General features: G+C 58.4%; 10 protein-coding genes and 1 pseudogene. 10 read left to right on the top strand and 1 reads right to left on the bottom strand.

All coding sequences use genetic code 11. The features are described 5' to 3' along the window. Position 1 precedes the first annotated feature (1 nt). The 10 genes from SLIT_RS03420 to SLIT_RS03375 all read left to right on the top strand — a co-directional run bounded on the left by SLIT_RS03420 (position 2) and on the right by SLIT_RS03375 (position 12,448). Positions 2–1,555, top strand: a complete 1,554-nt coding sequence (locus tag SLIT_RS03420; protein WP_013028826.1) for an AAA family ATPase — start codon at positions 2–4, stop codon at positions 1,553–1,555. 84 nt (positions 1,556–1,639) lie between these two features. Next, positions 1,640–3,484, top strand: coding sequence for a type II secretion system protein GspD (locus SLIT_RS03415; protein ID WP_013028825.1), 1,845 nt, complete (start codon positions 1,640–1,642; stop codon positions 3,482–3,484). Then, a complete protein-coding gene (locus SLIT_RS15060) occupies positions 3,481–4,605 on the top strand; it encodes a tetratricopeptide repeat protein (protein ID WP_013028824.1) in 1,125 nt (374 codons plus the stop codon). The genes SLIT_RS03415 and SLIT_RS15060 overlap by 4 nt, the downstream gene beginning before the upstream one ends. Positions 4,606–4,614: 9 nt before the next feature. Beyond that, on the top strand, positions 4,615–6,321 hold the full coding sequence (locus tag SLIT_RS03405) for a GspE/PulE family protein (protein WP_013028823.1): 1,707 nt from the start codon (positions 4,615–4,617) through the stop codon (positions 6,319–6,321). Positions 6,322–6,329: 8 nt separating this feature from the next. Then, a complete protein-coding gene (locus tag SLIT_RS03400) occupies positions 6,330–7,532 on the top strand; it encodes a type II secretion system F family protein (protein WP_013028822.1) in 1,203 nt (400 codons plus the stop codon). Continuing rightward, complete coding sequence (locus SLIT_RS03395) at positions 7,533–9,014, top strand: hypothetical protein (protein ID WP_013028821.1); 1,482 nt, start codon at positions 7,533–7,535, stop codon at positions 9,012–9,014. It abuts the gene before it with no gap. Next, the gene (locus SLIT_RS03390; protein WP_013028820.1) at positions 9,011–9,607 is read left to right on the top strand and encodes a hypothetical protein; all 597 of its coding nucleotides are present in this window, start codon (positions 9,011–9,013) and stop codon (positions 9,605–9,607) included. The genes SLIT_RS03395 and SLIT_RS03390 overlap by 4 nt, the downstream gene beginning before the upstream one ends. Next, positions 9,604–9,972, top strand: a complete 369-nt coding sequence (locus SLIT_RS03385) for a hypothetical protein (RefSeq protein ID WP_013028819.1) — start codon at positions 9,604–9,606, stop codon at positions 9,970–9,972. Before SLIT_RS03390 ends, SLIT_RS03385 begins: the two co-directional genes overlap by 4 nt. 14 nt (positions 9,973–9,986) lie before the next feature. After that, positions 9,987–11,774, top strand: coding sequence for a hypothetical protein (locus SLIT_RS03380; RefSeq protein ID WP_013028818.1), 1,788 nt, complete (start codon positions 9,987–9,989; stop codon positions 11,772–11,774). Then, positions 11,771–12,448 (top strand): prepilin-type N-terminal cleavage/methylation domain-containing protein, encoded by a 678-nt coding sequence (locus SLIT_RS03375; protein WP_013028817.1) that lies wholly within the window; start codon positions 11,771–11,773, stop codon positions 12,446–12,448. Before SLIT_RS03380 ends, SLIT_RS03375 begins: the two co-directional genes overlap by 4 nt. On the opposite strand, the pseudogene SLIT_RS16425 reads toward SLIT_RS03375, so the two are convergent. Next, positions 12,445–12,560 (bottom strand): annotated as a pseudogene (locus SLIT_RS16425) (CysS/YqeB C-terminal domain-containing protein); the annotation flags it as partial. The gene SLIT_RS03375 and the pseudogene SLIT_RS16425 overlap by 4 nt on opposite strands. Between the last annotated feature and the right edge of the window lie 80 nt (positions 12,561–12,640).

Below are 12,640 nucleotides of genomic sequence, written 5' to 3'. Positions count from 1 at the left end.
GATGTATCTGGAACATTTCGGCTTGACCGAACCGCCCTTCAAGATCACACCCGTCACCGAATTCTTTTTCTCCGGCGCCAACCGCGGCGAGATCCTCGACGCACTCATCTACGCCATCACGGATGGCGAAGGCATCGTCAAGATCAGCGGCGAAGTAGGCAGCGGCAAGACCATGCTATGCCGCATGCTGCTGGATCGGCTTCCATCCAACATCAAGGCCATCTATCTCGCCAACCCGAGCATGTCGCGGGACGAGCTGCTGTATGCCATCGCCGACCGCCTCGACCTCAGCCTCGAAGGAAAGCGCGTCAACGTCATCCTGCAGACCCTGCAAAATCAGCTCGAAGCCATGTACGAGCGCGGCGAGCGCTGCGTGGTCCTGGTGGATGAGGCGCATGCCATGCCGCTGGACACCCTGGAAGAGCTGCGCCTGCTCTACAACCTGCAGGTCGGCAAGCACAAGCTGATTCAGATCGTATTGTTCGGACAACCCGAACTGGACCAGAAACTGGACCAGAGCAACATGCGCCAGCTGAAGGACCGCATCGTGCACCACTTCAGCATCCTGCCGATCTCGCGCAAAGTGATCGACGACTACCTGATGTTCCGCATGCGCGCGGCCGGATACAAAGGTCCCGACATCTTCTCCCCTGCCTCCGTGCTGCTCATCGGCAAGGCTTCGCAAGGTTTGATGCGCCGCGTCAACATCCTCGCCGACAAGGCATTGCTCGCCGCCTTCGTGGAGAACACGCACAAGATCGAGGTGCGCCATGTCCAGGCCGCCATCCGCGACAGCGAGATGGTGCCCATGCGCAACTGGCTCAACCGCAAGATCATCTCCATGGTGGGCGGCATCACCCTGTTCGCCGCCACACTGGCAGGCGCAGGCTGGTTCGTGGGGCAGAACTCCAGGCACCTGGGCGAAACCGAAATACAACGGGCAACGCCAACACTGCCCATCACCATAGAGGGCACACCGCCCCAGTCAGTGGCAGCCTCATCATCGGTAGCAGCCCCCGCTTCCCTGGCTGCGAGCTCATCGGTGGCTGCGCCGCCCGAAAGCGAAGCGGCCTCAGCGGTCACCGACACCTCCAACCTCACGCTGCTGCCTCTCGACAAGACACTGACCCTGCCTGCCGAGTCGGCTGCAACTCCCAGGAAGCAAACCGCATCGCATAAAACACGCGAGTCCGCCAAGGCAGAACCATCTTCACCGAACAAGGGGACTTCGTTGCTGCAACAGCGAATCGACGCGGCACACGGCATGCTGGCCTCCCCCAAGCACGGCGATGTCAGCATCCAGCTGTTTTATACCGACGACGTTCGCCCAGAGCGGATGGAACGCTTCCTGATGCGGGCTAAAAAATTGGGCGTACTTGCCGATCTATACATCGTGCCGATCAAATTGAACGGCAAGGACGGATACCGCGTGTTATATGGGCTCTATGCCAGCAACGACGAGGCCCGTGCGGGCATGGAAAACCTTCCGGAGCGCTATAAAGAGGCTTTTGCCCCGACTTTATTCATGCTAGATGGCTCGCAGAATCCGCCCTAAGCGATTGTATATAGACCAAATGACATATTGCCCTACTCGGGAAATGATGTTACTTTGCGCCACGTCAAGGGGGAGAACAACAAAATGAAGTTCACGCGCGTACTACTGTGTCTGGCAAGCATCTCGCTCGTCGCATGCCAAACTGACAAGTCGTTCACAATGTCCGACCAGCATATCCAGCAGAGTAGCTCGGCCCCCATCGTAGCAGGCAACATCCCCGAACCCAGCAAACTCTCCGTCGTCCTTCCCCCTCCGAAACCTGCAGCAAAAGTCGAAACCTACAGCGTGGTCGTCACCAGTGTCCCGGCGCGGGAAATACTGTTCGCGCTGGCTCGCGATGCCAAGATCAACATCGACATCGGCCCGGGGATCGAAGGTATCGTCACGCTCAACGCCATCGACCAGACCTTGCCACAGATCCTGGATCGAATCTCGAAGCAAGTCGATATGCGCTATACGATCGAAAACGGCAACCTGTTCGTGGAAGCGGACAAGCCTTTCCTGAAGACATACAAGATCGATTTCATCAATATGTCGCGCACGGTGAATAGCAAGATATTCACCAGCAGCCAGATAGGTGGGGCAACGGGAGCGGCCGGGGCAACCGGAAGCGCGGCAGGCGGAAACACCGCCTCGACCTCCATAACCAGCGATACCAAGAACGACCTGATGAACAGCCTGATTGACAACGTCAAGGCCATCCTCGCGGACGACGACCGGATAAGATATACGGAACGAACCGAACTGCGCAATGAAATTGCCGCCGCGGCGCGAGGAACGGGAAGCGCATCCGCAAGCAGCAGCATCGCATCAGGTTCGGGTGGCGGCAAAGGGCAATCCAGCAAAACGGGCGGCGGCGCGACCGGAAGCGGCAACGAAGACGTTTCAAGCCAGGCCTCTACCGTGCAACAGACAGGAAAATACGAGCCTGCCGTCAACGTCAATGCCAACAAGGAAACCGGCGTGCTGATCGTGCGTGCCACGGCCCGCCAGCACAAAAAGATCCAGGAATTCATCGACAAGGTCATGACGGCGGCACGCCGCCAGGTACTGATCGAGGCGACCATCGCCGAAGTCACACTCAGCAGGAATTATCAGCAAGGCATCAACTGGTCTGCGCTGGCTTTGGGCGGAAAGGGCTTTTCCCTGACGCAGCTGGCAACCGCCGGCCTCCCTTCCTCCAATACCGGCAGCATGGTCACGCTCGCATACAACAATGCCACCTCCAAGGTTGGAAATTTAAGCGGCGCGGTTCAGTTGCTTGACTCCTTCGGCGATGTGAAAGTTCTGTCCAGCCCCAAGCTGAGCGTGATGAACAACCAGACCGCCACTCTCAAGGTGGTGGATAACAAGGTTTACTTCACGATCACAGTCACCCCAGGCTCCACCAACGGAACGATCGTTACGCCGCCCACTTTCTCGACCACAGCAGTGCCGGTCGCGGTCGGCTTCACCATGAACGTGACCCCCGAGATCAACGATTCCGATTATGTGACCATCAATGTCCGTCCGACGATCACGCGCATCATCGACTACGTGAACGACCCCAACCCGAATCTGGCCAACCCGTGCGGCACCGGCGTGACTAGCTGCGCGGTCGCGGCCATCGTGAACAGGGTTCCGGAGATCCGGACCCGCGAAATGGAATCCATCATTCGTGTGAGCAGCGGACAGATCGCCGTTTTGGGCGGTCTGATGCAAGACGAGATCAACAATCAATCTGACGGCGTTCCGCTGCTGGACGAGATTCCCGGCATCGGCAGCCTGTTCAAGAACCGCAATGACACCAAGACCAAGACCGAGCTGGTCATCTTCCTGCGCCCCGTCATCATCAAGGATGCAAGCCTTGACGGCGATTTCAACTCCTTCCGCAGCAACTTGCCGGGGACTGACTTCCTCAAGCCTGAAAGCGAGAAGACGACACCATGAGCCTGCTACTCGATGCACTCAAGAAGTCTGGCGATAAACAGGGAACCGGACTGTCCAACCTGACGCTGGAAGACCCTGCTCCTTCACGGACTGCTGCGTCATCCTCTTCCGCGTCGACGAGCTCATCGAACCGTGCTGCAGGTGAAACCATGTTTGCTGCCAAAAAGAAAAAGTCGTCCGGCGGCTTCCGCTGGAATCTGGGGCTGGTTCCCACGACCTTATTGATCGCCCTTGTGTTCGGCTCGGGCTATGGTTATTACGTCTGGTTGCAGATACAACCACCTGCCCCGCCCAAGGTCGCCCAACGAATTGCCCCGCCGCCTGCTCCCGTCGCACCGGTCGCAGCTGCCGCACCTGCGTTGGTTCCGTTCATGCCGCCACAAGAACAGCCCGCCCCGCCGCAACCGGAAAAAGCAGCTCCTGCGCAGCCGGAACAACCCGCGGTCACCGCGCGCAACGACGACTTCGACACGCCGCGCAACAGGACAGCAGAACGCCATTACAGCAGAGCACAGTCGACAGGTATCTCCGTCAAACGCAAGGTGGAGACGGATAGCGTCACACCAGCCCTGCTCGGCGCGTATCAGGCCTATCAGCGCGGGGACTACACCACTGCGACACAGGCTTATCGCGAAGTGTTGGCCAAGGATGCACGCAATCGCGACGCCCTGCTTGGCCTGGCTGCGATCGCCCAGCAACAGGGCCAGGAGGACGCAGCACAGCATTATTACCGCCAATTGCTGGTGCTCGACCCCAAGGATCCGATAGCTGAATCGGCGTTGATGGCATACGCGCCCGATGCAGGCAATACGGAAAGTCGCCTCAAGTCGTTGCTGGCCGAGCAGCCTCGTTCCGGCACTTTGAATTTCTCTCTCGGCAACTATTACGCTGATATATCGAGCTGGGGCGATGCGCAACAGTATTACTTCAACGCACACACGCTGGAGCCGACCAACGCACAGTTCACCTTCAATCTGGCGGTAAGCCTGGACCATCTCGGGAAACGCAAACTCGCTGCGCAGTATTACCAACAGGCGTTGCAGCTCGACGTTTCCGGCCATTCCGGTTTCGATCACGCACAAGCACAACAGCGTCTGGATGAATTGAATCCTGCCCATTAAGGAACAGAGATGGCTGCACCGCAACAACAGACCCAGCAGCCCATCGGGCACCTGCTGATAGCCAAGGGGGTGATCAGCGAGGACCAGCTTCGCATCGCCACCCAGGAGCAGAACAAGACGCCGCAACCGCTGGGCCGTCTGCTGGTCCGTCTCGGCTTCCTGTCTGAAGCGACCATACGCGATGTATTGTCCGAGAATCTCGGCCAGGAAAGCGTAGACCTGACCAACGTTCTGGTCGATCCCGCCGCGATCGGACTGGTCCCCAAAGAGATCGCCCGCCGTTACATCCTGTTGCCGCTGTCGGTCGATGCAGCCAACAAGATACCGACCATCGCGATCGCCGACCCGGACAACATCATCGCGCTCGACCAGGTACGCGCATTGCTGCGCGACGAATACCGCCTGGTCACGCAACTCGCCAGCGAATCGGACATCCTCCGCGCCATCGACCAATACTACGGCTTCGAGCTGTCCATCGACGGCATCCTGCACGAGATCGAACCGGGGGAAATGGATCACCAGAACCTCCAGCAGGGCGTGAACGAATTCAGCCAGCCGGTGGTACGCCTGATCGACGCGTTGCTCACCGAGGCCGTGCAAACGGGCGCTTCCGACATCCACTTCGAGCCTGAAAGCAGCTTCCTGCGCATCCGTTATCGTGTCGACGGCGTGCTGCGCCAGGTGCGCAGCCTGCACAAGAGTTTCTGGCCCGCCATGGTGGTGCGCCTGAAAGTGATGAGCGGCATGAACATCGCCGAAACGCGCGCGCCGCAGGACGGACGTATCTCGCTGCGGCTATCCGGCCGCCCGATCGATTTCCGCGTCGCCTCGCACCCGACGTCGTATGGCGAAAACCTGGTGCTGCGTATCCTCGACCGGCAAAAGGGCATCGTGCCGATCAACCAGATCGGCCTGGACGAGACCGCACTCAACACACTCAAGACCATCATCGCCAAGCCGGAAGGCATCGTGCTGGTGACCGGCCCCACCGGCAGCGGCAAGACGACCACGTTGTATTCGGTGCTGAACCATGTCAACACCGAGTCGGTGAACATCATGACCCTGGAAGACCCGGTGGAATATCCGATCCCGCTGATCCGCCAGAGCTCGGTGAACGAAGCGGCGAAGCTGGATTTCGTCAGCGGTATCCGTTCCCTGATGCGCCAGGACCCGGACATCATCCTGGTCGGCGAGATCCGCGATCATCCGACCGCCGAGATGGCGTTCCGCGCCGCCATGACCGGCCACCAGGTCTATTCGACGCTGCACACCAACTCCGCCATCGGCGCGATCCCGCGCCTGCTCGACATCGGCATCCTGCCCGACATCATGGCGGGCAACATCATCGGCATCGTCGCCCAGCGGCTGATACGCCTGCTGTGCCGCCACTGCAAATATCCATACCACCCGGACCATACCGAATGCAAGATGCTCGGCGTGCGCCATGACGAGAACATCACCATCTATCGCGCCGCCGGCTGCGACATCTGCCAGCATCAGGGCTATACCGGACGTCAGGCGATCATGGAGATACTCAGGATGGACAGCGACATGGACGACCTGATCGCCCGTCGCGCCAGCATACGCGACCTGAAGAACAACGCACTGGAGCGCGGCTTCCGTCCGCTGGCCCAGGACGGCATCCGCCGCATCCTGCAAGGCGTGACCTCCATCGCCGAAGTCGCCCGCGTCGTCGACCTGACCGACCGGATGTAACCAGACCCATGGCACTCTATTCCTACAAAGCCATCGACAGCGCCGGCAAATCCGCCAAGGGACTGCAGGACGCCGCCAACCTGATCGACCTCGAACAGCGCCTGAAACGCGCGGGGCTGGACCTCATCAGCGGCAAGGAAGAAGAAAACAGGGCCAGCTTCGGCAGCAGCAAGATCAAACGTACCGATCTCATCACCTTCTTCTTCAACCTCGAACAATTGGTCCGTGCCGGCGTGCCTCTGCTGGAATGCCTGGGCGACCTGCGCGACACCATGGAAGAAGCCACGTTCCGCGAGATCATCGCCAGCATGGTGGAATCCATCGAGAGCGGCAAGAAACTCTCGCAGGCGATGGCGGAACACCCCAATGCCTTCGACAAGATCACCGTCAGCCTGACCCGCGCCGGCGAGGACAGCGGCCGCCTGGTCGAGGTGTTCGCCCACCTCACCGAATCGCTCAAGTGGCAGGACGAGATGGCCTCGCAGACCAAGACCATGATGATCTACCCGGCCTTCGTCGGCACCGTGGTGCTGGCGATCACGTTCTTCCTGATGATCTACCTGGTGCCGCAACTGGTGAGCTTCATCAAGGGCATGGGACAGGACATCCCGATCCAGACGCGCATGCTGCTGGCGACTTCCTCCTTTTTCGTTCACTACTGGTATGTTCTCCTGCTGACGCCGCCGGTCTTGTTCGGCACCTACAAGGTCGCCCTCATCAGCAACCCCGGCCTGCAATATCACGTGGACAATCTGAAATTACACATCTGGCCGACCGGCCCGATCCTGCGCAAGATCATCCTGGCGCGCTTTGCCAACACCTTCGCCATGATGTACAGCTCGGGCATCACCATCCTCGACTGCATCGCCAACTCGCGCGACCTGGTCAACAACCAGGTCATCGCGAACAGCCTGCAAAACGTGATGCGCGAGATCGAAGCAGGCAAGAACCTGACACAAAGCTTCCAGCAGACCGGCATCTTCCCGCCGCTCGTGGTGCGCATGTTGAAGGTCGGCGAAGCCACCGGACAACTCGACCAGGCGCTGCTCAATGTCAGTTATTTCTACGACCGCGATGTGAAGGATTCGATCAAAAAAGTACAGGCATTGATCGAACCGACCATGACCATCGTCCTGGGTGCACTGCTGGGATGGGTGATGCTGTCCGTGCTGTCGCCCATCTACGACATCATCAGCAAGGTGAAAATGTAAATGGCCCGCACCCTACTCTTCCTCAGCGCCGACAGCTTCCACGCTTCCATCTGGAATGGCGGCAAGCTGGGCCCGGCGCAATATTTCTCCAACGACAGCAACGGGCGCGAGAACTTCTCAGCTTTCCTACAGCAGCATCGCGACCCCGCCTGCCTGCTGGTGGACGTCATCGAAGAGGATTTCCGGCTGGAGACCGTGCCCCATCTCTCCGGCTCTGCCCGCAAGGATCTGCTGGCGCGCAAATTCGAACAGTTCTACCGCGGCACACCGTTCCATCAGGCCACCCTGTTGCAGCGCCAGACCGAGGGGCGCCGCGACGACGAGATGATGTTCTCGGCGCTGACCAATCCGCAGCGCATCTCGCCCTGGCTGGATACGCTGCTGGCGAACCGCATCCCGCTGATTGGCATCTATTCGTTGCCCAACATCAGTGCACCGCTGATCAAGGAGATCCCCTCGGATCATGTGCTGCTGCTGTCGTGGGAAAAGGATTCCGGGCTGCGGCAGACCTATTTCAACAACAAGCGTTTGCACTTCTCGCGCCTGATCCCGATCAGCGGCAACAGCTCCTTCAGCGAATCCGTCGCCGACGAAACGCCGCGCACCCAGCAATACCTGAAGAGCCTGAGCCTGCCGCCCCCCGGCGAAACGCTGGATGTCTACATCATCTGCGACGCCAACGACAAACTCGAATTGCAAAAGCGTCTCGAAGGTGACAACGAGCTGCACTACACCTATCTGGATATCCAGGCATTGGGCAAACGCTGCAAAGCCAGGAACGATTACGTCGACTCGGATGCCACACCGCTGTTCCTGCACCTGCTCGCCAGCAAAGTGCCGAGCAGCCATTACGCCAACTCCAATCATACCCATTACTATTGGCTATGGCAGTTGCGGCGCATCCTGTTCGGCCTCGCCGGCGCAACCGCCCTGTTCAGCATACTATTGAGCGGCACCGAGTTCTTGCAAGGGCGCGACTATGTCGCCCAGACCGATCCGCTTATCGCCCAGACACAGCAGATCAAACAGCAGACACAGCAAATCATAAGCAGCTTTGCCAATAGCACCGTGCCCGCGGCAGACATGAAGACTGCGGTGCTGCTGGCGCGCAAACTGGACATGTACTCGCCGGAACCGGAGGACATCCTGCGCGAACTGACGCTCGTGCTGGATAAATTCACCCAGGTCAAAGTCGACAAGATCTCCTGGCAGGCCAGTGCGGCGGATGCAGCTCCCTCCGCCTATCCTGCGCAAGTCATCAACTTCGATGGCAGCCTGCTGGGCTTCGGCAGCGAATACCGGAATGCACTCAACTACCTCGATCGCTTCCAACAAACGCTGACGCAGCAGGGATATACTGTCACCGTGCTGAAACAGCCGCTGGATGTCAGCTCCAAAGGCAGCATCAGCGGAGATGCCGAGAAGAACGACAGCAACTCCGCCCAGTTCACGCTGAAGATCATCTGGAGAGAAAAGCAATGAAAGTCTCCAAAGACGACCTGCCATTCCTCAAATGGAGCCTGGGAGCTTTCTTGCTCAGTCTGGCGCTGGCCGGCGGACTCATCTCTCTGAGCGAACATTTTCTGGCGCAATCGCTGAAGGATCGCGAAACCGCGCAAAAACAGCTCACCGATGCGCGCACTCAGCTCGTCGCCGCACAAAGCGACCAGGAGAACATGGCAGCCTACGCCCTGGAGTACAACTCCCTGCTCGGACAAAAGGTCATCGGCAACGAGCAGCGCCTGGATTGGCTGGAAGGATTGGACAAGCTGCGCCAGCAGAATATCGTACTCGACTTCAAATACACGATCTCCCCGCAGCAGCCCTATGCCCCAAAACCGGCGCTGGATGCGGGCAATTTTCAACTCAACCGCAGCAACATGACACTGCAGATCGACCTGCTGCATGAAGAACAGCTGCTCCAGCTCTTCAGCAAGATGAAACAGCAACTGAGCGGCTGGTTCATGCTCGACGGCTGCAGTATTTCCCGGACTGATCCGACTGACGACTTAGCCCCGCTCAAGGCGGATTGCACGGGCGGCTGGTTCACCATGAAGAACAGAAACGCGCCATGAACAGATACGCATTATCCCTGCTGCTGACCATGTCCTGCCTGCCTGCTGCGGTGCAGGCAGACGAACTCGGACGCCTGTTCTTCACCCCGCAACAGCGCCAGCAACTGGATTCCCAGCAAGCTGGCGGCCGCAGTGCTGTTGGCGGGCAACGCAACTACATCATCGTCAATGGTGTCGTACAGAAACAAGGTGGCAACCGAACCGTGTGGATCAACGGCGCTGCACAGGCCGCTGAACGTGGCTACGACAGGAACCCAACCGTCGAAACCGTCAATGTGCCGGGAAAATCGCATCCCGTAAAACTCAAGGTCGGGCAGAAACTTCCGCTCGAAGCTCCGGCGTCCGCACCTGAAGCAGATAAATAACCAGGCCGCGCACCATGCACTCCTCGCGCACAACTCACACTTCTCTGCAGCGACAACGCGGTGCCGCGTTCATCGTAATGCTGGTCATCCTGGTCGTGGGCGTGGCGGCTTTCCTGGTCAGTGCGCTGAGCAAGGTCTCATTGCATACCGAACAACAGCGGCAAAGCAGCGATATGCTGGCGCAGGTAAAAGAAATAGTCGTTGGGTATGCGCTCAACAATACAGCCAGCTCCCAATATCCCGGCGAGCTGCTTTACCCGGACGTACTGAGCGAAACGCCTCCAAACTATGATGGAAACACCGAGGGCGGTTGCCTTAATGCAGCACAAGCCAATGGACTTCCCCCAATAAGTAGCGGTGCGAATATGCGCTGCCTTGGGCGACTCCCATGGAAGGTGTTCAATATGCCCATCGCCTCCCCTTCGGAGAACGACCCTACGGGCTTTATGCCCTGGTACGCCATCTCCGCCAATATGGTCGATACCGGTACTACCCCATTTAATTCCGAGTTGTTGAATTCCGCGCCGCACCCATGGCTGACCGTGCGCGACATGAAGGGTAATATACTCAGTCCTCGCGTTGCCCTCATCATTTTCATCCCGGGTGCCGCGCTGCCCGGTCAATCGCGCCCGCTCTCTACTGCCCAGGGCGGGCCAGGACTCGGTGGCGCGAACCAGTATCTCGACAGCATCACCGTTCCTGCGACCTGTGCTGCGCCTTGTGTGCCGGGTACCTACAGCAACGCCGACATGGATGACGATTTCATCATGGGCGACGAGCACCGCTGGATAGATGACCCTGCAAATCCGGGCAAACAAATTGAAGACCCAACTTATCATTTCAACGACAAGTTGCTCTATGTCACCATCGACGACCTGATGCCGCTCATCGAAAAACGCATCGCACGCGAAGTGAAATCCTGTCTGGACGACTATGCTGTCGAGTTGACCAACATATACCACCGCTACCCGTGGGCTACGCAAGTGAGTGATACGACTGCCTACCCGAACCGGACCGGCACTTACAACGTATTCTTCGGCAGGGTTTCCGATATCCCCGGCAATGCCACATCAAGCGGCGGTACACCTTCGCCTTCCGATCTGGCACTCCAGCAGAAGATCATCGATGTTCAGACCGCTTTGATCAATTACATTAATAACCCAACCTTTTCAAATCTCGGGACACTGAGGAACAAAGGGGACACACTAAAGGACTTTGCTGCGGCCAGTCCATATTTCCAGGCACCTACCGACCCGGCCCGCGCAGCCGGCAACACTGCCGACAATTGTTCCGGCATGTCCTGCACAGGTACGCTCACCACCCAGGTCCAGACCGCTTTGAATGCCATTCCAACCGGAGCCACGAACGACAATACAATGCCCAGCAGCTGGGCGGGGATCCCTAGTTGCAATAAATTGATCCTGACATCGGCTTACTGGCCGGATTGGCGTGATCTGGTTTTCTACCAGGTGGCCGCTGGTTATCAACCCCAAACGGGCGCAAGTGGAACATTCACTCCATTGCACATCAGCGGTTCAGGAAATACGAACGTAGATAGCGGCACATACCGTGCAACGGTCATTATCGCAGGCAAGATGCTGACAGGTCAGAGCCCGCGCAACCAGAACAATCCTCCCTCCACTTACCTCGAGACCTCCGGGAGCAACTCCAACGCACATCAGTCGGTTGCAGGTGCCACACCTGCAACCGATTTCATCACCTATAAATCCTCCGACACAACCAATTACTCGACGGTCAACGACCTGGTGCTATGCGTAGACGGAAAGAACAATTGCCCATGAACAAAAGATTGATTACTGCAGGTTTCAGCCTGGTCGAAATGGCGATCGTGCTCGTCATCATCTCGCTCTTGTTGGCGGGATTGCTGCCCATGATCTCCAGCCAGATGGAGCAGCAACGCCGCACCGAGACACGCAAGCAGCTTGATGATATCCGCGGCGCCCTGATCGGATACGCCACCAGCCAAACTCCCCCAAAGCTCCCCTGCCCGGCCAGCCCCTCAATTCCAACCGGCACTGTGAATGCAGGCGTGGAGGCTCGAACCGGGGGAGTATGCACCATCACTTCGGGTGTGCTGCCATGGGTCACATTGGGAACAAATGAGACGGATGCCTGGGGACGGCGATTTACTTATTCAGTGACTGCTGTTTTTGCCTCTTCGGTTGCACTTACTTCAACTGGCAACCTGAATGTAAAGACATCAACAACCGGTACCACTATCGCAGCCAACATGCCGGCTGTCATTGTCTCGCACGGGGTGAATGGTTCCGGAGCGTGGATGCCGGAGGGCAATCAGTTGGCTGTGAGCACTGATGCTGATGAAGCGACAAACTCGACCAGCGGAACACTCACCTTCGTCAGCCACGACATGTCGCCGACCTTTGATGACATGGTGGTCTGGGTCTCTCCCAACACGCTATTCAACCGTCTGGTGACGGCCGGCAAGCTGCCCTAAGCCCTGCGCCAGGTCGAGCCCTGCGGCGTGTCTTCCAGCACGATGCCTGCTCCCAGCAATTCTTGCGAATGCGGTCTGCCTCGGCGAAGTTTTTGGCTTTCTTGGCGGCGATGCTACTCCTGCGCATCGGATAGTGCTTTAACCGACCCAATCCGGTATATGCCATAATCGTTGCCACTTTCATCGGAGGGA

The sequence above is a fragment of the Sideroxydans lithotrophicus ES-1 genome (assembly GCF_000025705.1).
Taxonomy (GTDB): Bacteria; Pseudomonadota; Gammaproteobacteria; order Burkholderiales; family Gallionellaceae; genus Sideroxyarcus; species Sideroxyarcus lithotrophicus.
This window is presented reverse-complemented; position numbering and strand designations above follow the sequence as displayed.